The sequence below is a fragment of the Winogradskyella sp. genome, from assembly GCF_013213975.1.
GTDB lineage: Bacteria > Bacteroidota > Bacteroidia > Flavobacteriales > Flavobacteriaceae > Winogradskyella.
On record NZ_JABSST010000057.1, the window covers coordinates 1 to 23,117 of the forward strand.

The following is a 23,117-nucleotide window of genomic DNA, read 5'->3' on the forward strand; positions in this document are numbered from 1 at the left end:
TGGAGTAGGATTTGGCCTTGGCATAGGCTTTGGAGTAGGATTTGGCCTTGGCATAGGCTTTGGAGTAGGATTTGGCCTTGGCATAGGCTTTGGAGTAGGATTTGGCCGAACATCTCTTCTTCTATAAGGACTCACCCCGTCTCTTCTGTGATACGGAGGTCTGTAATGGTGATGGTAATAATGACCACGATGATAATATGGAGGTCTGTAATAATGAGGACCCCAGTTATACCAACCAGGATGCCAATAGTTATAACCCCACCAGCTAAAAGGTGAGCCAAAGCTAAAGCTAAAACTCCATCCATTCCAGTAGTTATATCTTATATTAAACCCATAAGTATATCTCCTATGATAATAGTATCCGTTATACCAAGGGTTATAATAATATCCTGTGCCGTATACTACAGTATTATGATATATATAGGACCCTGCATAACCAGGGGTATAACCCACATAGACCACCGTTGGAGAAGTTTCATATATATAAACGTATTTAGTATGGTAGCTTGGGTTAGATGCCGGAATTTTGTTAACCTCCTTTGGTCTGTTATCAGAAACTTCCCAAGGGCCTTCAGGGGAATTACTAACAAACCAAATACCGTTATCACAGAGGTAATAATTTTTACCATCTTTAAAAACCGAACTCTCTGTATTTACAGCATGCTCTAAATTTAAGCCTTGAATTTTTTCAAATTCTGGTTGTCCATTATATTCAATATCCGAAGCTTTTGTAGTGGCTCTATTAACTGCTGCTGTTTGGGGTATTTGGGCATCATAAATAGCATCTTTAGCTTCTTTTGTGCCAGCAATACTAGCTAATGTGTGTCCTTTGTTACTTTCAGGGTCAATAGATTTGAAGTCTATTGGGAGTTCATCAGATAGCAGATGAGACCAAGGCCCCTTGATATTTGATGAAGTAAACCATCGGCCTGAAGTAAGAATATAATATTTTTGTGTTTTAACATCCATGAAGAGGTCTGAGTCGGAATTTTTCACGTATAGGAGGTCTGTGTTTTGAAGAGGGGTGTAAGCAGGCTCACCTTCAATATTAATTAATTCGCTACCAACACTACCAATAATAATTTTTGGAGCTGATCCAGCGTAAGGTGTTTCGCTATTCTCTATATTTTCCGTAACAGACTCGTTGGCGATTTCTTGAAGCTTCTTAGGTACCTTAGCGCCTGATTTCCATGGTCCATTAATGTTTTGAGAACTGTACCAAAAATCCCCACCTTTCAGATAGAAATTTTGTGTTGACTTATCTTTAGCAATAAATGCAGAGGAGTTTTGAAGCAGTTCATAGGGTTTAGTAATAGCTTTGAATTTTGGTGTACCATCTATTATTACTAATACGGCAGGCTCTGTGGTAAAAATAAAATTTGGAGCAACTGCTTTTAGATCATTTACGTGGGCACTAACTTCTTTTAACGAGTTTACTAAGTCAGGAATAGAAACTTCAATGTCCCACTTAGGTATTTCAGTTTCAAGAAGATTTTGTAATTGAGTTTGATTGGATTCTGAAACAGAATCTGGAAAGCGAATTTCGTCAATCTCTACAGATAGTAGTTTGGCCATTTTATTATCTCTATCGGCATCTAATAGTGCCGTTGTCCAAATCATACCAAAAACTGGTGTTTCACTATTAGGTAATTGAACTGATATTGCTGCTTTTGATTTTACTTTATGATTGATATAAGTTTCATTTTCTGGCTCGTAAACTTTTATGACATAGGAATTCTTTCTAATTTCATAAGGCCAAGACGACTGTTGACTAAAACCTTTAACATTTATCATTACTAATAGTAGTAATATATTAATAGTGTATTTCATTTATTATAATTTTATTTAAGCTTATTAGAGGCACGGCCCATTTTCGCAACAGGGTCCGATACGACATTCAAAAAAGGTGGCTATTATATTTAATAAAAGGAGTGTAATTGTGAAAGCAATCGCAATTTTTTCTATTTTAAATATTTTGCTATCAGAGGTTTTAATTTTTGAAATAAATAATAAAAATAAAGCTGCACCAAAGATGCAACATAAAAAAATTATAACACTCCAAGAATATAAATACATTCCAAAAATTGGTGACCCATAGCCAAGAGGCTCACCAGGCTTTGGGCATATATGTAAAAGTACTTGACGTGTTGCAAAGATCAATCCGGTTAATGCCGATATTATAATAATAGCGAAGTGACTGGGTTTAAAACTAAAAAAAATATTGAATGTTAAACCCGTCAAAACACCAAACATACTGCATCTTTGAAGTAAACAAAGGGGACAAGGATTTTCTTTTAAATAAAATTGAAAATAAAAAGCACCAGAAAGAATACAACATATAATAATTATACAAATAGCATTGAGAATTTTAAAGCGAGTGAGCATTTCAAAAATTAAGATTCAGATCTGATGTTGCGTGATAGGCATATAATAATAGGGTTACGGCCGTTGTAATGTAAAAGAATAGTAAAGCTTTTATTTTATTCTTTCTTATGATATAAAAAACACTTAATAAATATCCTAAAAATGTAAATATCATAATGCTTACTTTCTTCTAAAGGTACTAAAAAAACTTTATTAGGCTTGTGCAGATCTAAAAAGTTATGTTTCGTTTCTACTTTATTACTATAAGAAAATATAATGCGATTGGCATGTATTTGTTACAGGCAATTATTAAAAAATTACAGTATAAGCTAGTAGGTCTCACCTATTAAAATAAATACCCCAATTATAGCTGTCATAAGAATTAAATTCATAAACAGCCTCTAAAACATCCAATCCTATACTCGAAACCCAGAAGTAAATCATACTTTTCATCTCGTAAGATTGGTTCAATTTTATATTAGGAAATTAATGGGGCATTACTAATGGTTATTTCATATCTAAAGTCTTCTTGATATGATATTTCCAAGGCCATTGTGGTGAAGGCGCCAGCAGAGGCTCCTCCGACTGTCATAAATTCTATACTTATGTTGGTATTTCTATAATTTATCAGCCGTAGTTATCAATATTCAATGACTTTATCAACTTCTAATTTTCTCATAGCCTCACCTTCAACTAGTTTATACGAAACTTGTCTTATTCCTCCAGTTGGATGAGTATTTGCATCCCCTTCGTTATAAATTGGAAAACGTTGATCTAAAGTATTTTCAACTAGCGCAAATTTATCCTGCCCCATATAACCTCTGTTTATTTTACTATTCTCTGCTGTAGGCAGAAAATACACCTGACTCATTGATTTCTTATTGTTAACGGAAAAAGCATATACATTTCCGTAACTGCCACGTGCAACTGACTGTGTAAAAACAAAAAGTTCAGGAGAGCCGTCTGAATTAAGATCTTCAACTTCTGCATTAATAACTTCTTCTCCATCAATCTCAAATGTTTCACTGTAATCACGCTCTTGTAAACCAAATGTAAAAATTGTTAGAGTGTTTTGGCCATCTTTCTCGATTGAAGAGACACTAAATCCAACGTCTTGTAAATTTAGAATACGATTAAATTTTGTTTTATCAATTTGGCTTTGATCAATGGGCTCATTTATTTTTAGGTATGTCCCAGCAATACTTGCACCACCAGAACAATAAAAATATAGTAAGCCTTCGTATTCATCTTTTTCTGAAGCAATACTGATTTGACCATCAGCAAATTGAAACAGGATGGATTTACCATCAATCTGAGTTTGGTAAACATTGTCATCCACTTTTTTAGCAATTGCATCAAATGTACACGTCGGCTTTTTCTTGTCTGCTCGTGAGCGGATTGAAATATTTAAACGATCACTTTCTTTTTCTGTAACCGATATGGCTACCCAATCATAGCCCTCATTTCTCTTTGAATAAGCGTCAGAAACATAGCTACCTAATACATCTAATTCTTTAATAATTTCTGTTTTTGAAACTTCCTCAACCTTTTTTGTTTCAGTTTTGCAACCACTTGCTAGAAAATGAACAAGTAAAATAAGATATACTTTATGAAAATTAGATTTCATTATTTAATATTTAATCTAGTGCTCAGAACTAAAGTCTTTTGTCAGTACTTTCTAGTATGAAATTTATAATAGTAATATAATAAATTTTGCAATAAGAATTGCAGAAATAAAAATTGACATATACTTAAGTTACTGACAATAAGTTAGGTTCAATTTAACAAAGTCATCTTTAATAGAATAAAGCAGAGTAAAAAAGGAAGCATTCATAAATCGCTATTTCATGAAATGGGGCATAGATAAACTAAACATATTCTAAAAGATAATTTTATTAGCGGTGACTCCGAAGACTATTAAATTTTAAGAATTATGAGTAATTAGTAGGCGCTAATTTCAATAAATCCTATTTCAAAAGTTTTTATTTATTTTTTAAAAAACATGACGCTATGACAATTCTTTCTTTTCGCTATAGTCAAATAACTAACCTAATAGTCATATGGATAAGATGAACTAAAGATACACTGTAATTTCAGAAAAATATATAAGGATTAAATCTTTGTTTGCCCTTGATTATTGTCTACCAGCGTTACCAAATCTATTTTTTCTTGTTTCCCCCGAAGCATGATGCTACCTAGAGACTTGAGCCTTTTATTTAAAAAATTCAGATCAATACGTTGCATTAAATTTTTAGACACTAAAAGTTCTGTATTCATTTCGTTACAGAGTGATTGAATCCTCGATGCGGTATTTAAGACGTCCCCAGAGTACACAATTTCTCGCTTTACGATTCCCATTTCTCCCGTAATTACATTACCAAAATGTATTCCAGCCTTAAATTCAGGCTGTGTTTGGTATGTTTTATTGAAATACGCAGCTTTCTCCTTGAGTAGTGCTGTCATATTGTAAAAGCAGCGAATACAATGTGCTCGATTAACACCATTCTGTGTCAACCAACTAATTACAATTTCATCTCCAACATATTGGTAAATTTCTCCTTTAGTAGCTAATATTCCTGGAGTCGCAATACTAAAGGTATCGTTCAAAAAATTAAAATAGCGCTCCTCACCCAGTCGTTCAGCAATAGTCGTAGACGACTTTAAATCCATAAACATGAAAATACGTTCTTCGCGTTTTGGTCTGAGGTATTTTCCTTTTAAAAAATTGACGAAGGTAATAGGGCCAAACTTATCTCTAATAAACAAAAATAAAATGGTCATAAAAGTAACCACGAGCCAATAGATATAGTTCGTCAAAAAAACCAGATTAATTCCTTCTTTGAATTTAAGCGCAAGGACCTCTAAATCCATATCTTGATTTGTGTTACTCAGCTGAATCATTCCTTGTTCTAAAGTGAATAAAATAAAAAACATCAAGGAGTAAAACAGCATAATAAAAAATACGGCTTTGGAGTAAGCCATTCTTCTCAGCCAACGCTCCCATAGAAATACTAAACTGGCTCCAACAAATAAACCTGCAACTATAATAATAAGAATACTCAATACTACCACTTTATTAATTTCTATAGAATCCTTATTGCCAGCATAGGTCTCAAAAATTCTAAACAATCGTATTAAAGTCCAGATTAGCGTTATCCATAAAACGGTTATTATTTTCCCTTTAATGCTGTAATGAGAAAACTTTTGTTTAAGGCTAGTGAATAAACTCATGGATAATTTTCAACTATTAAATATCTATCTAATGTTAAAAATACTAATTTTAGAATAAGAATGTGGTAATCATTTAAGGTATATATAGTTTAGTAATGTTTTGAAATATAATGACGTATTTGATCCATGTACAACAGTTATGAAAATCGAGGTTATTTTAATGCTTACAACAGCAATTGTATCCAAGAGGTATAGAATTAGTCGCGTTTTGAATATTCAATGCATTCTTCTAAGTAATAAAATCTTTTAGAGGTTCAGCGAGCTTGATAAACATTTTGACGATAAGCAGATAACCACATCTCTTGCGCGTCAGTGCGGTAACCTCTAGGATTAGTAATTGCTTTACCTATATATTTCATTGTTCGGGTCATAAAGATTACAGCATTTACAGTTTCTTCCCTAGGCAGTAATATCTAAGCATTTTAACTTTGATTTCCAATTCTGATACCTCAAGTTGTCTAATTGATCTCACAGGTCCACTTTTTACCTGCTTGCAAAAGCGAGTTATATTTAGGGGTTTGCTAGTTTATAGCTTGATAATACTCGTAATAGGAACAGAGCTATTGCCGATAATCATACATAGAAAACCACCAATATTAACCATTTATCTTGTACCTTTTCCTTGAGAGTAAACTCTTCCTTCTTTAGTAAGGCTTTTATAATTTGAGACGCATGGCTCACCAATCTGATTAACTACCAGAGCCGTTGAGCGGTCTGCTTTTAGGTTTTTACAAGGTGAAACTAAATAATCACTAAATTTTTGAGTTATATTTACTCGTTTCATTGAGCCTTAGAAATACTAATCTGCTAATTGAAGAAATAAACCAGCACCAAAATATCCTCGCACCTTGCCCGTGTCATTTAAGAGAGAGATGTCTAGGTTAACTGGCCCTAAAATAGAATTGTATGAAACGGTTGTACCTATGGAAATTAAACTGCTTGGCGCAAATGATTCAGACCAATTACCATCTGGTAAAAATGCACTTTTAATATACTCATTAAAGTTACTAAAGCCGATAGAAGCATAATTAAAGTGAGGGGATATATATATATTATGAAATGGATTTGTTTGTAATTTGATATGAGCTTTTATAGCTTGAGTAACTGGAACATCATTTTCATTTAAACCAGGAAATACAAGATTGTTTATTCTTGTGCCAGGTAAATACCCACCTAAATAGTAATGTGCCCCAATCCCAAAAGTATCAAAAGGAAGCTGGTTAGCTGTTATTTTATCTTGAAAAATAAAATTCACACTAGTCTCTACAATGATAGCTAAACGACTATTAAATGGAATTCGTTTTTGATAAGACGCCATTAATTTTGTGAAATTATTTGTTTTTCTATCTTCTACAGCAATTCCGCCATTTGACGACAGGTAAGTGGCATTGTTATAGATAGATCTCATGACGTTCGTTTTAAATAGCGATCCTTTAGTTGCAAAAAACAAATTACTCAAATTATTACTAACAATGTGAACATCTAATAATGCATTTTGGAATTGATATTTTTCAAAGTCAAATAAATTATCATTTATTTCTGCATTCACTCTTGGCTTTAAACGAAAACGTTCATAGTTGAGACCGATTCCTACATAACTTTTAAGCGAAACAATATTTTTATTGATTTCATTTTTGAATTGGAAATAGTCAAAGTTCAGTTCACTTGTATATTGACCTTGTCTATAAATTTCTTGGTTAAGAAACTCTCCAAATATTTCATTTCGCAACCACCAGGATTTATCTTTACCAAATTGCTTTTGATATTGCACTCTAAATCTTGGCTGTTTTGCAATGTCACCCGTTATCACTAACCTAGAAGATTTACCTAAGATATTTCTTCCTGTATAGTTTAAAATTAAGCCTATACCTCTATAATCGTCATAGTGGAAGGATGTCCTTAACAGATGATTAGAGTTTTCTTTAGCCATTACTTCTAACCCTGTATAACTTTTGTCTTTTATTATTCTAGCATCTATTTGACTAAATATTGAGGTACCCATTGATCTATTTAGACCATCTATAACCTCATCAACAGAATATGGGGTTTTCTCTATTAATTTTGAACGCGATTTTACTAAATCAATATTCGATGGTTTAATACCTGTAAAGTAGATACTGTCAAAAATAATTTCACTTTTACTTTTGGGTAATACTATTTTTTTTTGATTATAATTTTCTAATCTCTTGGCTAATTTCACCAAATTATCCAACTCAAGTTTTGTCGCAATTAAGCCTTCTTTGTATATAGCTTCGTGATTCTGAAAATCTCCAGTTGAATAGGTGAGATGTGGATAATGATCTACTAAAATATCACACATGGCTCTACTTTCAGGATTTTTTTTATTACTCACAAGCATTGCTGCTTGAAATAAAATAGGAGTAATCCCTTCTAATTCTTCTTTTGTTTGCATTCCGCCGCTAACGTCACTTCCTATAATGATATCAGCTCCCCATTCTTTTGCAATATCTACTGGAAAGTTATTTAAAATACCGCCATCTACGAGTAATACATCACGATAAGGAACGGGTTGAAAAATACTAGGAATGGACATACTAGCCCGCATTGCAAGAGCTAAACTACCATTACTTAATACCACTTCTTCTCCGTTAACAATATCAGTAGCTATAGCTCTGTAAGGTATAGGTAAGTTTTCAAAATTTAGTATATCAAATACAGGATTAGTATAAAGCATAAAAAATTCTCTCAGGTACTGATCATTTAGAATAGCAACCTTACTCTTTATCTCTTTATTTTCTATTTCAAAATCTAAAATATATCTCCCGAATTCGCTTTTTTCTTCAATACTAACATCTCGCAGAGATAGTTTCCCTCCCAGTAATTGCTCCCATTTAGCATTATGGGTAATATTTGCAATACTGTCACCTGAGTAACCCATGGCATAAAAACCACCGACTAAGCTACCCATACTGGTACCTACAATAAGATCAGGTACAATGTTTAAAGAGTCTAAAGCTTGTAATAAAGGGATGTGTGCAATGCCTTTAGCACCGCCACCGCTTAATACAACGGCTACTTTTGGTTTATCATTATTTTGAGCATACACGCATTCTGTTTTAAGAAAAAAAACGAGAAGTATACATAAGAGTGTTTTAAAAGTTCTCATAAAATGATATTACTGCGTATAAAGTTAATAAACTAGAATAAAACAAGCAGTAATGATGGCTTTTGCGGCAATTTCAATGATTTTGAAATTTAGTCTTAAGTTTGAATGTCGTGCAGAAGCTTAAGATCATATGTAAAAACGCACGTACCTTTGCTTTTAGACTAATTATATAACTAGAGGCTATTTAGAATGAAAGGGACCTCCTACTTAAATACTAATTTAGGATTTTATTTAGTCATTTTAAGATAAGAATATTTAAGATCGTTAAACCTGTTTTTTTACGATTAGAAGTCCTTACCTAAAGGCAAGGACTTGATTTGATTGATAAAATAGCGATTGGTTAGATCGTAATCTCTTGCTCATTCCATATACCTAACGCTGCCGATTCTTCAGCAAATTCTCTGAACGTTTTCGGAGCTCTACCCAAGAGTAAATTAATATCTTCGGTTACTATTGAATTATTTGGATTACCCAATACCACATCGAATAAGTAATTGATTAACCAAATGAAATCTTCTGGTAATTGCATGTTTTTCATTTCAGCACTATAAGCTTCTAAACGCATTGGAATAAACGAAATAGACCTATTTGTAGCATTTGCTATAACGGAGATAGCCTCTTTAAAGGTTAATGTCTCAGATCCTGTTAGTTCAAAGATTTTACCATTATAAGTAACATCATTCAATACCTTAACAGCAACGTCAGCAATGTCTTCTGCATCTACGAATGGAATTTTGACATGAGCTTGTGGTAAGGCCACTACTCCATCTAATATAGGTTCTAGCAAAAAATTTTCACTAAAATTTTGATTAAACCAGCTGGCTCTAATAATGGTGTAATCGATTCCTGAATTTATAACAATATCCTCACAAAGCTGAGCTTCGCGTTCACCTTTACCTGATAATAACACCATTTTGCTAACACCAGCTGTCGTAGCTCGCTTAACCAATTCCGAAATGGCTTCTTTAGCACCTGGCACTGCCAAATCTGGCTGATAGGTAATATAAACTTTGTCAATACCTTCGAGCACCTCATCCCAATTAGTTGGATCATTCCAATCAAAAGGCCGTTCAGCAGACCTTGATCCAATCCTAACCTTATATCCTAACTTGTTTAAGCGTTGTACTATTCTGCGCCCTGTTTTGCCTGTTCCGCCTGTAATTAAAAATTGTTCTGTTTTCATAATTATTAAATTGTTGTTGTGATTTGTGTTGTTGTTATAAGTAAGCTTATAAATGAAACGATTGCACTTACCATTCTGATAACATGGAACCTATTCCATTTGTTTTCAAAGGCTTCTCTAAGCGCTTTTAATTGATTCTTATCTAAGGTTTCTAATGCATACTGGTCTATCATTTCATTAAGTGGTACATTACCCAATACAGTTACAAGAATAACACCAAGTCCATATAAGATGACTGAACCCAAAAGCAACCACCATACTACCCCATTGGTGTTCTTAGAAAGAAAGAGATTAATAATTCCTAAAAAGAAAGGTCCAATAAAAACGAAAAAGAATGTGGGGTTTAAAATGACACGATTCATTTGTTGAAATGCCATTAGAAATCCTAAATCGTCAAGTTTACCTATTCCAGGTGTTACGGCATTTCCCCAAGTAAAACACAGTCCTGCACTAAGGCCTGTTAATATCACCAGTATGACATGTATTATATGTTGTATCGAGATATCCATAGTTCTATTTTTTAAGTTTTACAAATTGTTTAAGGACTCTTAGATGATAGTAAAAGACCACTACAATCTGGAATACTAAAGCAACACCCCAAAATCCGAGATCTGTAAAAAACATTATGTGTGTTACACCATTTGGTTTCATAAAAACAGGCACCGTAATCAAAGCATCTAAAACAACGCTAACTGCTAAAAATATAAGACCAATGCGAAACCCATGTGTGTCCTTTTCTTTTTTGTAATAAAAAGCACTTCCATACCATACCAAAGGAATTACTGTCATGAATAAGATGATATTGGCTTGTAGTTCTTTATCTTCCAGTAATGGTAGATAAAACGAAATCATATAAACAGATACTCCCAGTACCCAAATGATTATACCTATTAAAATTGCTCTAGTTATTATCATGTCTTTATAAGTATTAATTACAAGACAAAAGTATTTGTACTTAAGAGCATTAACTTATTTGAAAAGATTTTTGATTTGTTTTAAAAGACGACTACCTAATCTGACTCGGTCTGTAACCAAACTTATTAGCAAAGGCATTAGAAAAGGAACTCAGGCTGTCATACCCTACATGCCATGCAGCTTCCTGAACAGTCGCTTCTTTATTACTAATTAAATCATGTGCCGTTATTAAACGCTCATTTTGGAGATACTTAAACACAGGCACACCAAAAACTTCTTTAAATTCTTTCTTGAGTTTGGTTGCGTTCAATCCAATAGCTTTAGATAGCTCTGTTAAGGAGGGGGGATTATTTAAATTATTTGCAAGGATGTCTTTAACCTCCTCCAAACGCGTTCGATCTTTAGTTTTAATCTGCTTGGACCTGTTAATAGCCAATTGACCAAAAAAATGAGAAAGTAATGCTGTAATCTGACTTCGAAAAAACATCATTCTTGCCTTACCTTCATACTTCATATTAAAGATATCATTGACGATTTTTAGCATCTCTGGAGTCATAAAAAAACTAGGACCTTCAACATAATGATCTTTAGGATTAACAAGTTGCTCCAATAACTCAGAAAACAATTCACCCTCTTGATTTGGCAGTCTATTTAAATGTCGCGTTGCTGTAGCAATAACAACACACTCTAAAGGATTATTTTTGGAAACAGTGTGCTTACATAAGACCTTTTCATCTGAATAAAAGGATAGTGCTAAGCCCTTTGTATAATTATAATGTTTAGATGTGGTTGGATACTCAAATTCTAAATCTACATTTCCAGCACCATAAAAAGCGACTGCAATGACTGGTTCATCAAAAAAGCAAGTATCCTGAATAACCTTATCCGAATTTGCAGTTTCAACTAGGATAGTAAAATCATTAATATCTATAATATCTCTTGTCACATGACTAAGATACATTTTTTGATTATTCAAATTAAAAATAATAAACGTGATTTTAACATCCTTTAAGTTTAGCTCTTATTGTTATGTTAAGCAGCTGAAAATTCTGAGACAATCACTTTACAATTATCAGTATAAATAGAATTAAAAAACCAAACAATAGCATAAAATTTATATGAGAAAAAGACACAAAGCGAAGAGGTGATCTTTTCCAAAAAGATCGCATTAAAAATAACCACTTTCGTATCAACAGCATTAATCATATTAATTTTGGTAGCTTCAACCACATCGTTTGTTACGAATTAATCGCAGTAGACTGAACTCAATTATAAAGCCAAATAATACGTTATTATTTGACCTTTATTACGACTATCTTTGTATAAAAAATAAAGTTATGCTCAATTGGAAAAATGTTATTGATTTTGCCGTCAATGGGAATCCGAATCCTGATAGACGTGTTGCGAAAACCGAAGCAGAGTGGAAAGCACAATTAACACCTGAACAATACCGTATTACAAGAGAAAAAGGAACAGAACGTCCGCATAGTGGTGCTTTATGCAGTGTTTATGATTCTGGTAAATACAATTGTGTTTGCTGTGACACACCCTTATTTGATTCGACTATAAAATTTAGTTCTGGTACAGGCTGGCCTAGTTTTACACAACCCATTAAAGCGAATGCCATAAAATATGAAAGGGACACATCATATGGTATGGTGCGTGTTGAAGTGATGTGCAATACTTGTGATGCACATTTAGGTCATGTATTTCCTGATGGACCAGAACCAAGCGGACTGCGCTATTGTATTAATTCTGAATCCATGACCCTAGAAACGGAAGTCGCCTAATGGAAACAAAATATATACAAATAGCTACTGTTGGAGGTGGTTGCTTTTGGTGCACAGAAGCAGTTTTCCAAGAAGTTAAAGGTGTTGAAAAGGTGATGTCTGGTTACTCTGGTGGCAATGTTCCAGGTAGACCAACCTATAGAGAAGTTTGTTCTGGATTAACTGGTCATGCTGAAGTGGTTCAAATTACCTACGATGCTAATGTGATTTCTTATGAAGATATATTAGTCATATTTATGACCACGCATGATCCAACAACACTGAATAGACAAGGTGCTGATCGAGGAACTCAATACAGATCAGTAATCTATTATCATGATGAAGATCAAAAAGTTATTGCTGAAACAGTTATTTCTAAATTAGCAAAGCATTATAAGACCCCTATAGTTACTGAAGTTTCTAAAGCAGTTCCCTTTTATGAAGCTGAACAAGAACATCAAGATTTTTATAAGAATAACCCTGATTATGGTTATTGTAGCTTTGTAATTGACCCGAAATTAGCAAAGCTTCGTAAATTGCATGCAGACAAACTAAATGATGCTTAAAATTTACACCATCGGAATTTTTATTTTAATCATTGCTATTGTTGCGAATGCAGTTGCTCTTAAATTAAATATCGCCACATGGTATGATTTTATAAATGCAATTACGAAAAATGGCAACAGGGTCTTCGAAACCTTATCAATTATTGACTATTTATGGCTTTTTATCGGTTATCCATTTGTGCTTGGTTGCGCCTATTGGCTGGGTGATAAATGCTACTCAATCTTATTTTAAAAATGGAAAAAACCGTTTCTGAAGCTATAGCGTACAGACGCTCTACGCGCGTTTATAAAGACGAAGCTATCGATACTAAAAAAGTGAAGCAATGCTTAGTAAACGCATCCTTAGCACCTACCAGTAGCAACCTTCAACTTTGGGAATTTTATCATGTTACTGATAAAACTAAACTGAAACAACTTACTGCAGCTTGTTTTAACCAAAGTGCAGCTAAAACTGCACAACAATTAGTTGTGGTTGTTGCTCGCAAAGATTTATGGCGTAAACGCGCTGCAGCTAATATTGCATTTTTAAACAAAGTTTATGACAAGGAAGGCTTAAGTGAACGTGATCTTAAGCGCAAGGCAATGGCTACAAAATATTATAAAAAACTAATCCCAACGGTTTACGCAGACTTCCTTGGTATTTTTGGACAGATTAAATATTTTACATTTCAGATTATTGGGTTATTCAGACCCATTTACAGACAAGCGCGACGAAGCGATATGCGTATTGTTGCCCATAAAAGTGCTGGTTTAGCTGCACAAAATTTTATGGTAAGTATGGCTGCTATAGGCTATGACACCTGCCCTATGGAAGGCAGTGATACCTTAAGAGTAAAACAAATTCTAGACTTACCAAGGGGTTCAGAAATAAATATGGTCATTGGATGTGGTATTAGAGATGATAAAGGCATCTATGGGCCACGTTTTAGAATCCCGTTTGAAGATATATACTACGAAGTTTAATTTGCTTTAAAATGATCTAAACCAGTCTTAAGCCATTGATAATACTCATCTTCATCTGGAGTATTGCCTTTAGGGTAATTTAAAAGGCCCATGTCGTGGTCTAATAAGACATAAAAGGGCTGTGAGTTATTTTGAAAATTAATGGTTTGTAGCGTCCCCCATTTATCGCCAATGGTTTCAATATCTTTTACTGTGCCATTTGCTCTTAAATATTGAAATTGCTCATCCTCAGGTAAATCTTGCCTATCATCTACATATAGTGAAATAATCACATAATCATTAACCAGAATGTCCTTAACATTATCTTCTGTCCAAACCTGCTCCTCCATTTTTCTACAGTTAACACATGCCCAACCTGTAAAGTCAATCATAATGGGCTTGTTTAATGACTTCGCCATGGCTAATCCTTCATCAAAAGATTTGGTAATGGTAAGTTCTTCAACTTTATCATACAGACTATAGCTCAACGGTGGTGGAAAACCACTTAGCAATTTAAGATTAGCCCATTTTGTATTGGTTAATCCCGGAATCAAATAAATCACGAAAGCAATAACTAAGATACCTGTTGTAATTCTTCCTTTGCCTAGCTTTAATAGAGGACCATCATGAGGAAATTTGATTTTTCCGAATAAATACAGAATTAAACCTATACCTAATAACATCCAAATTCCAATAAAAATTTCACGTTTAAGAAAGCCCCAATGCTCTACTAAATCTGCATTGGATAAAAATTTAAGAGCCAAGGCTAACTCAACAAATCCTAATACCACCTTTACTGTATTTAACCAACCACCAGATTTAGGTAATGAATTTAACCATTTAGGAAACATGGCAAATAACGTAAAGGGTAAAGCGAGAGCAAGTCCAAAACCACCCATTCCCATACTTAATTGCATAGCACTAGCATCTGATGCCATTGTACTTCCTAATAATCCACCAAGAATTGGCCCTGTGCAAGAAAAGGAGACAATTGCTAAAGTCAGCGCCATAAAAAAGACACCAATAACTCCACCAATTTTATTGGCTTTATTATCCATTGCAGCACTCCAAGATTGAGGAAGTGTCAACTCAAAATATCCGAAGAACGAAAATGAAAATACCACAAATACAATAAAGAAAATGATGTTTAAGGTGACATTAGTAGATATGGTATTTAGAATGCCTGAATCTAATGAATCTATAACATGGAAAGGGATGCTTAATAACACATAGATCATAAAGATAAAGAGCCCATACAAAATTGAATTAAAGAGTCCTTTTTTAGAGTCTCCTGAACTTTTTGTAAAAAACGAAACGGTTAACGGTATCATTGGAAACACACAAGGTGTTAACAATGCGATTAAACCTCCGAGAAAGCCAAGTAAAAAGATGCCAATATAACTCTTACCTTCTGCGGACTGATCTTCGAACTTTTCCCAACCCGTAACCCTAAGATCTAGTGCTTCTGAAAGTTGCTTACTACGGTCATCAATCTCAATTGCCTCTTTCTCAATTACAGATCCGTCTAGAGATAGATTGAATGTGTAATCACCAGGAATACATTTAGAATTATCACAAGTTTGATACTCAACATATACCTCGATTTGCTTTAAACTTGGGTTAATAAGACTTATAGTTTGTTTAAAAACAGCTTCATTTTTAAACTTCACAACGTCTTCTTCAAAGATCTTATCATAAACAGGTGCTACGGTTGGCTCAGATGTCTCACCTTTTAATTCATAATTATTCTCTAGACCATTAAATTCGAAATAAGTAATTGGAGCAAAACCATCCTCATCTATTTTATGCTGAGAATATATGTACCATCCTTTATCTATGGTTGCTTTAAAAGTTATATTGAATTCTGTGTCAGACAGCTTTTCAACGTCAGATTCCCATTTTACGGGTTCTAAAATTTGAGAAAAAGAATACAAGGAAAAACAAAAAACCAATAGGCTAAACAGCAATACTTTTTTAATAGTCATAGATAAAACATTAAAACACAAATGTAATTGTTGTGCTTTTATTATTTCTTTAAAGTCGTCTAATTTATAAAAACCTTAAGAATAAAAATAATCAAGTATATTCACAAAAAAACCGAGGCTAGAGCTCGGTTATCTTTTTAAGATTTTACTTCTATCTTTATCTTATCGGAATGCTTCCACTTGGAGATACCTCCTTCGAGATCGTACACTTTTTCAAAACCGGCCTCTTTTAGTTTTTTAGCGCATTTTGCACTTCGCCCTCCACCTTTACAGTATAAAATTACAGGTTTACCTTTATCTAGCTTAGCGATATCGTCATCAAAGGTCGGTGATGAGAAATCAATATTCTGGGAATTAACAATATGTTCTTCTTCATATTCTTGTGAGGATCGCACATCAACAAGTTGAACATCCTCTAGTTCCAAAATAGATTGCATTTCTTCTGCTGTTACTAATTTTACATCTGTTGTCGCATCTTTTGTATCTAAACAACTCGTTAATACCATAGTCATCACCAATAAAAGACTAAATACTACATATACTTTTTTCATAATAAAACGATATTTAAATTATAAGTAAGAAATCTCACCTTGCCATTCACTAAAACCACCTGTAAGATTGAAAGCATTATCAAAACCCAATTGATTCATTACGGCACATGCCTGAGCACTCCGCCCACCAGACTTACAATACACGTAATAATTTTTTGTTTTATCTAGTTGATTAATTTCATCAACAAAGCCCTGTCCCTTATAAATATCAATGTGAATTGAATTTGGAATTACTCCAAGCTCTACTTCTTCTAATGTTCTAACATCTAAAATGACAGAATTATTGTCTTCTTGCAGTTGTTTTGTCCAATCTTTTTGGGATAAATCAGCCATAATTGCCTTTTAACTTAAACAAAATTAACATTTCTTTATGAAATAGACGTAAAAAAATCCGAAGTGTTACACTTCGGATCAATTATTTATCGTTAAAATGATTTAAACCTTAATTGAGCAACCAATAGCTCGAGTTTCTGTCGTCTTAATTTCTTTACCTGCTAGCAATGCATCCACCGCATCTTCAACATATCTTTCTTTAACCGCTTCAGGATCTTTATAATTATCATCGATAGCACCTATGTACTTCACAACATTTCCTTTTTTAGTTTTTTCTAAAATATAAATATGCGGTGTTTTAGTGGCACCATATTGAGGATAAATCTCTTGGCCCTTATCCATTAAATAAGGAAAAGTAAATCCTTTAGCTTTTGCCCTAGCCTTCATGGCTGCCAAGTTATCTCCTGGCTTAACCTCAGTGTTATTTGGCATAATAGCAATTACAGGATAGCCTTTTTTAGCATATTTCTTATTTAAGGCCTCAATTCTATCTTCATATGCTACAGCATATGGACAGGTATTACATGTAAATGTTACAATAAATCCTTTTGCGTCTTTAAAATCTGCCAGAGATACCATTTTTCCGTCAATATTTTCCAGACTGAAATCTGTTGCAATATCTCCAATACTGTATCCCTTGTCTACTGTTTTAAATGTAAATGCAGAAAGTGTAATGGCTAACACAGTAACTGCTAATGTTCTTATAGTTTTCATATGTTATTATTTAAAAAATGATTTCAGTTCGATTTCTAATTCTTCTTTAGTGAAGGATTGTTCATAAAATTGACGTTTATTTTGATTGTAAATGATAGTTGCAGGTAACGCTCCAGTCCAATTTTTATTAATGGCAGGTATCCATCTGTTTTGATCAATATCATCAAAAGCAATAACCTTAGACTTTAAATTATGTTTTTTCATAAATGGTTTGAGTTTAGAATCATAATTTCTAGGAAAATCCAAACTTACTAATAGCACCTCAACACGGTCGTTGTAGTTTGCATTAATCTCTTCAAAATAAGGCAATTCTTTCACACATGGAGCACACCATGTCGCCCAGAAATTAACAACGTGAATCTTTTCATCGACCTTATTAATGAGAGGCTCTAAACCGTCATAATCATATATTTCAAGACTAATATCATAAGCATCAATTGCTTTCTTTTCTTCCTTGTCAACAATTTGAGTTAAAGGCACAATTTCCGTCTTCACTTGTTCTTTGCAGGCTAAAACGACCAATAACACTAGTAAAACTATACGCTTCATGCGTTAAAGTTATTAATCCAAATTCTGTCTTTTAAATAATTAACAAAAAATTAAATTAAATGTTTGACTTTACAAATATTCATTTTTATCTTTGACTTAAATGAATTTAAAATCAAATCATACTTGGTGGTGGAATTTCTCAAACGTAAGTTCGTGAAATAAACCTTGGTATACAAAATATAAAAAAGGCTTGTCATTCACGACAAGCCTTTTTTTAATTCAATATGAATGAAAACATTTAGCTTATACACACATTATAAAAAAATACTTGCTGACACGATTACACCTGTAAGTATATATCTTAAAATTCGGGACAAGTTCCCAAATAGCATTCTATTAGAGAGTAGTGATTATCATGCCAATGACAATAGTTTCTCTTACATCTGTTGTAACCCGATTGCTTCAATCAATGTAAAGGATGGTATTATCTCTCAGTCATATCCTGACGGCAGCTCTAAAAATAATTATGTCGATACGGTAGGTGTAGTAGATGAGATACATAAGTTTACCCAGAGATTTAAAGTAGACTCCAACAATAAATTCAAGTTTATAAACAACGGAATTTTCGGCTACACTGCTTATGACGCTGTTAAATACTTTGAAGATATCGAAATCTCTCAGAAACCAGATTCAATAGATATTCCAGAAATATATTATGCGGTTTACCAAAATATCATTGCAATCAATCACTTTAAAAATGAAGCCTACATATTTGCGCACTGTTTTGATACTGAAAATAACATTGATGATATTCTTCAATTAATCCAAACACGACAATACGCGTCATATAACTTTAATACTAAAGGAAAGCGACAATCTAATCTGACCGATGAAGAATATAAAGAACATGTTGAATTTGCCAAAAAGCACTGTGCCAGAGGCGATGTTTTTCAATTGGTCTTATCCAAGCAGTTTTCGCAAGAATTTAGTGGTGATGAATTTAACGTCTATCGTGCATTAAGAAGTATTAACCCCTCTCCTTATCTATTCTACTTTGATTACGGCAACTTTAAAATTTTTGGAAGTTCTCCAGAAGCGCAATTGGTGGTTAGTGATAATAAAGCAGAAATCCATCCTATTGCCGGAACGTTCAAAAGAACAGGTAACGACCTTAAAGACGCAGAATTAGCTGAACAGCTCATTAGTGATGATAAAGAAAATAGTGAACATGTTATGCTGGTTGACCTAGCTAGAAACGACTTAAGTCGACATAGCCATAGTGTAACGGTTGAAAACTACAGAGAAGTTCAGTTCTTTTCTCATGTGATCCATCTTGTGAGTAAAGTAACTGGAATTAAACATAAAAACACGGATACAATGCAAGTAGTTGCCGACACATTTCCTGCAGGAACCTTAAGCGGTGCACCAAAACACATGGCAATGCAATTGATTGAGCGCTATGAAAAAACGAGTCGATCTTACTATGGCGGTGCTATTGGTTTTATGGATTTTGAAGGCAATTTTAATCATGCCATAATGATTAGAACTTTTTTAAGTAAAAATCACAAACTGCATTGGCAGGCTGGTGCTGGACTTGTTGCCAAGTCTAATGCCAATAATGAATTACAAGAAGTGTATAATAAGCTTGGTGCATTAACCAATGCCATTGAACAAGCTAAAGAGATATAAGATGAAAAAGATATTAGTCATTGATAATTACGACAGTTTTACCTACAATTTAGTTCATTACTTAGAGGACTTGGATTGCGAAGTCACAGTAAAACGTAATGATAAGCTCTTAGTTGAGGAAGTGGAGGCCTTTGAAAAAATCGTATTATCACCAGGTCCAGGCATTCCTGATGAAGCAGGATTACTTAAGGAAATTATAGAAACCTATGCCCCAACAAAAAGTATCTTAGGGGTATGTCTAGGACAACAAGCTATCGGAGAAGTTTTTGGCGGGTCATTAGAAAACTTAGATCATGTATATCACGGCGTAGCAACTCATGTAACCCAATCTGTTGACGACGAGCTACTTTTTAATGGGTTAGATAAAACCTTTGAAGTTGGGCGCTATCATTCATGGGTTGTAAGTCATAATTTACCTGATAGTTTAGAGGCGACTTCTTTTGATGAAAACGGACAAATAATGTCCTTGCGCCACAAGGTTTATGACGTAAAAGGAGTGCAATATCATCCTGAATCTGTTTTAACTCCAAATGGAAAAACAATACTTAAAAACTGGGTAAATTCTTAATTATGAAAGAACTACTTAACAGACTTATTAATCAAGAATCTATTTCGAGCAAAGAAGCCCAAAACGTATTAATTAATATTTCTAAGGGTAAATATAATCAAAGTCAAATTGCCTCATTTTTAACGGTCTACATGATGCGAAGTATAACTATTGATGAGCTCAGAGGATTCAGAGACGCGCTTCTTGAATTATGCATTCCGGTAGATTTGAAAGACTACAACACTATTGATTTGTGTGGTACAGGCGGAGACGGGAAAGACACCTTTAACATTTCAACCTTGTCGTCATTTGTTACTGCAGGTGCTGGCGTTAATGTTACCAAACATGGTAATTACGGGGTCTCATCGGCATGCGGATCATCAAATGTTATGGAGCATTTAGGTATTAAGTTTACAAATGATATGGACTTTTTAAAGCGTAGCATTGACGCAGCAGGTATTTGTGTTTTGCATGCACCCTTATTTCACCCAGCTATGAAAAATGTAGCACCGATTCGAAAAGAATTAGGTGTAAAAACCTTCTTTAATATGCTTGGACCAATGGTAAATCCTGCATTTCCTAAAAATCAGATGGTTGGTGTATTTAATTTAGAACTGCTGCGCCTTTATGGATATTTGTATGAAGAAACCAATAAAAATTATGCTGTAGTACATGCGCTTGATGGCTATGATGAAATTTCTCTTACGGGTAAAACGAAAGTTATTTCCAATGCTACTGAGACTTTGTTTGGACCAGAAGATTTAGGACTAAATAAAGTTAACCATAAAGACATATTTGGTGGCCATACTGTGCAACAGGCAGCGCAATTATTTATTAAAATAATAAGTGGTGACGGCACTGAAGCACAAAATAATGTGGTATGTGCTAACGCAGGATTGGCAATTGCAACTGTAAAAAACATATCACATCAAGAAGGATTTGAATTAGCAAAAGATTCACTTTTTAGCGGAAAAGCAAGTAAATCATTAAGTCAATTAATTGAATTAAGTAAATGAATATTCTAGATAAAATAGTACTTGATAAGCGCAAAGACGTAGATTTAAGAAAATCTCTAATTCCAATCTCACAATTGGAGGCTTCTGTTTTGTTTGCAAGAGAAACCGTTTCATTAGCCACGGCGCTTAGACAAAGTTCATCCGGTATTATTGCTGAGCACAAGCGTCGTTCACCTTCAAAGGCAATTATTAACCAAAGTTTAAATGTAGCCGATATCGCTCAAGGCTATGAAAATGCAGGAGTATGTGGCATGTCGGTTTTAACGGACGGAAAATACTTCGGTGGAGCTTTGGATGATTTAATTACAGCGCGTGCCAGCTGCAATCTGCCTTTGTTACGTAAAGAATTTATAATTGATCCTTATCAAATTATAGAAGCTAAAGCTTTTGGTGCAGATGTTATTTTACTCATTGCTGCAATTTTAACTAGAGACGAAATAAAACAATTTTCAAAACTAGCTAAAGACCTTGACCTAGATGTTTTACTCGAAGTTCATAATGAAGAAGAGTTATTTAAATCTCTGATGCCTTCTTTAGATATGTTAGGAGTAAATAATAGAAATCTAAAGACTTTTGAAGTCAGTTTAAACACATCTAAGCATTTAAGCGAACTTATTCCTAGCGACTTTGTAAAAGTATCAGAAAGCGGTATTAGTTCTATAGACGCTATTAAAGATTTGCAGCCCTATGGTTATAAAGGATTTCTTATTGGTGAGAATTTCATGAAAACAGATAATCCAGGGCTGAGTGCATCAGCATTTATAAAGACGCTAGAATCATGAAGTTAAAAGTCTGCGGAATGAAATATAATATTAATGAAGTAGCACAGTTGCAGCCAGACTTCTTAGGCTTTATATTTTATAGAAATTCCCCTAGAGATTTTGAAGGTAAAATTCCAGAACTATCAAAAACGATAAAAAAGGTTGGTGTTTTTGTTGATGAAAAGGTAGAAATGATTGTGGGAAAAATTGAAGTGCATGATTTAGATGCTATTCAACTACATGGTCATGAAACACCTGAAGTATGTCGATTGTTAAAGTCAACAGGAAAAGATATTATAAAAGTATTTTCTATTAAAGACGAATTTGACTTTAGAGTTCTACAGCCTTACGAAGACGTTATTGATTACTTCCTGTTTGATACTAAAGGAAAATCACCAGGTGGTAATGGCTACACTTTTAATTGGAATGTTTTAAAAGACTACCCTTCAACCAAACCTTATATTTTGAGTGGAGGTATTGGACTTGATGAATTAGAACAATTAAAAGCATTTAAAGACTGTTCTGCCTCCAACTATTGTTATGCTGTTGATGTCAATAGCAGATTTGAGATTAAACCTGGATTAAAAGATATTGATGAATTAGAAAAATTTAAACATGAGTTACAACATTAACAACAAAGGCTATTATGGTGAGTTTGGAGGGGCGTTTATTCCTGAAATGCTCTATCCAAATGTTGAAGAGTTACGCCAGAATTATTTAAAAATAATGGCCGAACCGTCCTTCCAAAAAGAATTTGACCAATTACTTAGAGATTACGTTGGACGCCCTTCTCCACTCTACTTTGCAAAACGTCTATCTGAAAAATACACTACTAAGGTCTATTTAAAACGTGAAGATCTTAACCATACAGGCGCCCATAAAGTCAACAACACCATAGGCCAAATATTAATGGCTAAGCGCCTTGGTAAGAACAG

At 33.8% G+C, this 23,117-nt stretch carries 24 protein-coding genes and 3 pseudogenes; 11 read left to right on the forward strand and 16 right to left on the reverse strand.

Features of this window, described 5'->3' with window-relative positions; all coding sequences use genetic code 11:
• Window positions 1–1,830, reverse strand: a pseudogene (locus HRU49_RS09935) (hypothetical protein); the annotation flags it as partial.
• 109 nt (window positions 1,831–1,939) lie between these two features.
• Here HRU49_RS09935 and HRU49_RS09940 point away from each other — a divergent pair.
• Complete coding sequence (locus HRU49_RS09940; RefSeq protein WP_296356692.1) at window positions 1,940–2,098, forward strand: hypothetical protein; 159 nt, start codon at window positions 1,940–1,942, stop codon at window positions 2,096–2,098.
• A 29-nt stretch (window positions 2,099–2,127) separates the two neighbouring features.
• Here the strand turns inward: HRU49_RS09940 and HRU49_RS14745 are convergent.
• The 10 genes and pseudogenes from HRU49_RS14745 to HRU49_RS09980 form a co-directional block, all read right to left on the reverse strand.
• Window positions 2,128–2,385, reverse strand: a pseudogene (locus HRU49_RS14745) (disulfide bond formation protein B); the annotation flags it as partial.
• Window position 2,386: 1 nt separating this feature from the next.
• Complete coding sequence (locus HRU49_RS14750) at window positions 2,387–2,539, reverse strand: DUF5993 family protein (RefSeq protein ID WP_363146623.1); 153 nt, start codon at window positions 2,537–2,539, stop codon at window positions 2,387–2,389.
• A 465-nt stretch (window positions 2,540–3,004) separates the two neighbouring features.
• Window positions 3,005–3,991, reverse strand: coding sequence for a PliI family lysozyme inhibitor of I-type lysozyme (locus HRU49_RS09945; protein WP_296356694.1), 987 nt, complete (start codon window positions 3,989–3,991; stop codon window positions 3,005–3,007).
• 485 nt (window positions 3,992–4,476) lie between these two features.
• Complete coding sequence (locus tag HRU49_RS09950; RefSeq protein ID WP_296356696.1) at window positions 4,477–5,595, reverse strand: adenylate/guanylate cyclase domain-containing protein; 1,119 nt, start codon at window positions 5,593–5,595, stop codon at window positions 4,477–4,479.
• A 604-nt stretch (window positions 5,596–6,199) separates the two neighbouring features.
• On the reverse strand, window positions 6,200–6,379 hold the full coding sequence (locus tag HRU49_RS09955) for a hypothetical protein (RefSeq protein ID WP_296356698.1): 180 nt from the start codon (window positions 6,377–6,379) through the stop codon (window positions 6,200–6,202).
• 15 nt (window positions 6,380–6,394) lie between these two features.
• On the reverse strand, window positions 6,395–8,722 hold the full coding sequence (locus HRU49_RS09960; protein ID WP_296356700.1) for a patatin-like phospholipase family protein: 2,328 nt from the start codon (window positions 8,720–8,722) through the stop codon (window positions 6,395–6,397).
• A 340-nt stretch (window positions 8,723–9,062) separates the two neighbouring features.
• Window positions 9,063–9,905 (reverse strand): NmrA family NAD(P)-binding protein, encoded by an 843-nt coding sequence (locus HRU49_RS09965; RefSeq protein WP_296356702.1) that lies wholly within the window; start codon window positions 9,903–9,905, stop codon window positions 9,063–9,065.
• Between the two features lie 5 nt (window positions 9,906–9,910).
• Window positions 9,911–10,414 carry a DUF1772 domain-containing protein gene (locus tag HRU49_RS09970; protein ID WP_296356704.1) on the reverse strand — a complete coding sequence of 168 codons (504 nt, stop codon included), beginning with the start codon at window positions 10,412–10,414 and terminating at the stop codon, window positions 9,911–9,913.
• Between the two features lie 4 nt (window positions 10,415–10,418).
• On the reverse strand, window positions 10,419–10,820 hold the full coding sequence (locus HRU49_RS09975) for a DUF5367 family protein (RefSeq protein ID WP_296356706.1): 402 nt from the start codon (window positions 10,818–10,820) through the stop codon (window positions 10,419–10,421).
• Window positions 10,821–10,911: 91 nt separating this feature from the next.
• On the reverse strand, window positions 10,912–11,796 hold the full coding sequence (locus tag HRU49_RS09980; protein WP_296356708.1) for an AraC family transcriptional regulator: 885 nt from the start codon (window positions 11,794–11,796) through the stop codon (window positions 10,912–10,914).
• 361 nt (window positions 11,797–12,157) lie between these two features.
• On the opposite strand from HRU49_RS09980, the gene msrB reads away from it, so the two are divergent.
• Genes msrB through HRU49_RS10000 form a run of 4 tightly spaced genes read left to right on the forward strand, consistent with a single transcriptional unit; the run spans window position 12,158 to window position 14,118 of the window.
• On the forward strand, window positions 12,158–12,610 hold the full coding sequence (gene msrB, locus HRU49_RS09985; RefSeq protein ID WP_296356711.1) for a peptide-methionine (R)-S-oxide reductase MsrB: 453 nt from the start codon (window positions 12,158–12,160) through the stop codon (window positions 12,608–12,610).
• The gene (msrA, locus tag HRU49_RS09990) at window positions 12,610–13,155 is read left to right on the forward strand and encodes a peptide-methionine (S)-S-oxide reductase MsrA (RefSeq protein ID WP_296356713.1); all 546 of its coding nucleotides are present in this window, start codon (window positions 12,610–12,612) and stop codon (window positions 13,153–13,155) included. Before msrB ends, msrA begins: the two co-directional genes overlap by 1 nt.
• Window positions 13,145–13,387: a hypothetical protein gene (locus HRU49_RS09995; RefSeq protein ID WP_296356715.1), complete on the forward strand. Its 243-nt coding sequence runs from the start codon at window positions 13,145–13,147 to the stop codon at window positions 13,385–13,387. Before msrA ends, HRU49_RS09995 begins: the two co-directional genes overlap by 11 nt.
• Window positions 13,388–13,389: 2 nt before the next feature.
• Window positions 13,390–14,118 (forward strand): nitroreductase family protein, encoded by a 729-nt coding sequence (locus HRU49_RS10000; RefSeq protein ID WP_296356717.1) that lies wholly within the window; start codon window positions 13,390–13,392, stop codon window positions 14,116–14,118.
• On the opposite strand, the gene HRU49_RS10005 is transcribed toward HRU49_RS10000, so the two are convergent.
• The 5 genes from HRU49_RS10005 to HRU49_RS10025 form a co-directional block, all read right to left on the reverse strand.
• Window positions 14,115–16,082: a cytochrome c biogenesis protein CcdA gene (locus tag HRU49_RS10005; protein WP_296356720.1), complete on the reverse strand. Its 1,968-nt coding sequence runs from the start codon at window positions 16,080–16,082 to the stop codon at window positions 14,115–14,117. The genes HRU49_RS10000 and HRU49_RS10005 overlap by 4 nt on opposite strands.
• A 137-nt stretch (window positions 16,083–16,219) precedes the next feature.
• The gene (locus tag HRU49_RS10010; protein ID WP_296356723.1) at window positions 16,220–16,633 is read right to left on the reverse strand and encodes a rhodanese-like domain-containing protein; all 414 of its coding nucleotides are present in this window, start codon (window positions 16,631–16,633) and stop codon (window positions 16,220–16,222) included.
• 18 nt (window positions 16,634–16,651) lie between these two features.
• Entirely contained in the window at window positions 16,652–16,966 is a 315-nt protein-coding gene (locus tag HRU49_RS10015; protein WP_296356724.1) for a rhodanese-like domain-containing protein, read from the reverse strand.
• A 102-nt stretch (window positions 16,967–17,068) separates the two neighbouring features.
• Window positions 17,069–17,680, reverse strand: coding sequence for a thioredoxin family protein (locus tag HRU49_RS10020; protein WP_296356726.1), 612 nt, complete (start codon window positions 17,678–17,680; stop codon window positions 17,069–17,071).
• A gap of 6 nt (window positions 17,681–17,686) precedes the next feature.
• Entirely contained in the window at window positions 17,687–18,229 is a 543-nt protein-coding gene (locus HRU49_RS10025) for a TlpA disulfide reductase family protein (RefSeq protein WP_296356727.1), read from the reverse strand.
• Window positions 18,230–18,457: 228 nt separating this feature from the next.
• Between HRU49_RS10025 and HRU49_RS10030 the strand changes: the two genes are divergently transcribed.
• The 6 genes and pseudogenes from HRU49_RS10030 to HRU49_RS10055 all read left to right on the forward strand — a co-directional run.
• A complete protein-coding gene (locus HRU49_RS10030) occupies window positions 18,458–19,858 on the forward strand; it encodes an anthranilate synthase component I family protein (RefSeq protein WP_296356730.1) in 1,401 nt (466 codons plus the stop codon).
• Window position 19,859: 1 nt separating this feature from the next.
• Window positions 19,860–20,426, forward strand: a complete 567-nt coding sequence (locus HRU49_RS10035) for an aminodeoxychorismate/anthranilate synthase component II (RefSeq protein WP_296356732.1) — start codon at window positions 19,860–19,862, stop codon at window positions 20,424–20,426.
• Window positions 20,427–20,428: 2 nt separating this feature from the next.
• The gene (gene trpD, locus HRU49_RS10040) at window positions 20,429–21,421 is read left to right on the forward strand and encodes an anthranilate phosphoribosyltransferase (protein WP_296356733.1); all 993 of its coding nucleotides are present in this window, start codon (window positions 20,429–20,431) and stop codon (window positions 21,419–21,421) included.
• A complete protein-coding gene (gene trpC, locus HRU49_RS10045) occupies window positions 21,418–22,203 on the forward strand; it encodes an indole-3-glycerol phosphate synthase TrpC (protein WP_296356735.1) in 786 nt (261 codons plus the stop codon). The genes trpD and trpC overlap by 4 nt, the downstream gene beginning before the upstream one ends.
• Window positions 22,200–22,814, forward strand: coding sequence for a phosphoribosylanthranilate isomerase (locus HRU49_RS10050; RefSeq protein ID WP_296356737.1), 615 nt, complete (start codon window positions 22,200–22,202; stop codon window positions 22,812–22,814). The genes trpC and HRU49_RS10050 overlap by 4 nt, the downstream gene beginning before the upstream one ends.
• A pseudogene (locus HRU49_RS10055) lies at window positions 22,798–23,117 on the forward strand (tryptophan synthase subunit beta); the annotation flags it as partial. The gene HRU49_RS10050 and the pseudogene HRU49_RS10055, both read left to right, overlap by 17 nt.

What these genes read in the sequence shown, in the direction of transcription:
- HRU49_RS14750 (WP_363146623.1), bottom strand. Translation starts at nt 2,539, where the DNA reads ATGATATTTACATTTTTAGGATATTTATTAAGTGTTTTTTATATCATA.
- HRU49_RS09945 (WP_296356694.1), bottom strand. Translation starts at nt 3,991, where the DNA reads ATGAAATCTAATTTTCATAAAGTATATCTTATTTTACTTGTTCATTTT.
- HRU49_RS09950 (WP_296356696.1), bottom strand. Translation starts at nt 5,595, where the DNA reads ATGAGTTTATTCACTAGCCTTAAACAAAAGTTTTCTCATTACAGCATT.
- HRU49_RS09955 (WP_296356698.1), bottom strand. Translation starts at nt 6,379, where the DNA reads ATGAAACGAGTAAATATAACTCAAAAATTTAGTGATTATTTAGTTTCA.
- HRU49_RS09960 (WP_296356700.1), bottom strand. Translation starts at nt 8,722, where the DNA reads ATGAGAACTTTTAAAACACTCTTATGTATACTTCTCGTTTTTTTTCTT.
- HRU49_RS09965 (WP_296356702.1), bottom strand. Translation starts at nt 9,905, where the DNA reads ATGAAAACAGAACAATTTTTAATTACAGGCGGAACAGGCAAAACAGGG.
- HRU49_RS09970 (WP_296356704.1), bottom strand. Translation starts at nt 10,414, where the DNA reads ATGGATATCTCGATACAACATATAATACATGTCATACTGGTGATATTA.
- HRU49_RS09975 (WP_296356706.1), bottom strand. Translation starts at nt 10,820, where the DNA reads ATGATAATAACTAGAGCAATTTTAATAGGTATAATCATTTGGGTACTG.
- msrB (WP_296356711.1), top strand. Translation starts at nt 12,158, where the DNA reads ATGCTCAATTGGAAAAATGTTATTGATTTTGCCGTCAATGGGAATCCG.
- msrA (WP_296356713.1), top strand. Translation starts at nt 12,610, where the DNA reads ATGGAAACAAAATATATACAAATAGCTACTGTTGGAGGTGGTTGCTTT.
- HRU49_RS09995 (WP_296356715.1), top strand. Translation starts at nt 13,145, where the DNA reads ATGATGCTTAAAATTTACACCATCGGAATTTTTATTTTAATCATTGCT.
- HRU49_RS10000 (WP_296356717.1), top strand. Translation starts at nt 13,390, where the DNA reads ATGGAAAAAACCGTTTCTGAAGCTATAGCGTACAGACGCTCTACGCGC.
- HRU49_RS10005 (WP_296356720.1), bottom strand. Translation starts at nt 16,082, where the DNA reads ATGACTATTAAAAAAGTATTGCTGTTTAGCCTATTGGTTTTTTGTTTT.
- HRU49_RS10010 (WP_296356723.1), bottom strand. Translation starts at nt 16,633, where the DNA reads ATGAAAAAAGTATATGTAGTATTTAGTCTTTTATTGGTGATGACTATG.
- HRU49_RS10015 (WP_296356724.1), bottom strand. Translation starts at nt 16,966, where the DNA reads ATGGCTGATTTATCCCAAAAAGATTGGACAAAACAACTGCAAGAAGAC.
- HRU49_RS10020 (WP_296356726.1), bottom strand. Translation starts at nt 17,680, where the DNA reads ATGAAAACTATAAGAACATTAGCAGTTACTGTGTTAGCCATTACACTT.
- HRU49_RS10025 (WP_296356727.1), bottom strand. Translation starts at nt 18,229, where the DNA reads ATGAAGCGTATAGTTTTACTAGTGTTATTGGTCGTTTTAGCCTGCAAA.
- HRU49_RS10030 (WP_296356730.1), top strand. Translation starts at nt 18,458, where the DNA reads ATGAAAACATTTAGCTTATACACACATTATAAAAAAATACTTGCTGAC.
- HRU49_RS10035 (WP_296356732.1), top strand. Translation starts at nt 19,860, where the DNA reads ATGAAAAAGATATTAGTCATTGATAATTACGACAGTTTTACCTACAAT.
- trpD (WP_296356733.1), top strand. Translation starts at nt 20,429, where the DNA reads ATGAAAGAACTACTTAACAGACTTATTAATCAAGAATCTATTTCGAGC.
- trpC (WP_296356735.1), top strand. Translation starts at nt 21,418, where the DNA reads ATGAATATTCTAGATAAAATAGTACTTGATAAGCGCAAAGACGTAGAT.
- HRU49_RS10050 (WP_296356737.1), top strand. Translation starts at nt 22,200, where the DNA reads ATGAAGTTAAAAGTCTGCGGAATGAAATATAATATTAATGAAGTAGCA.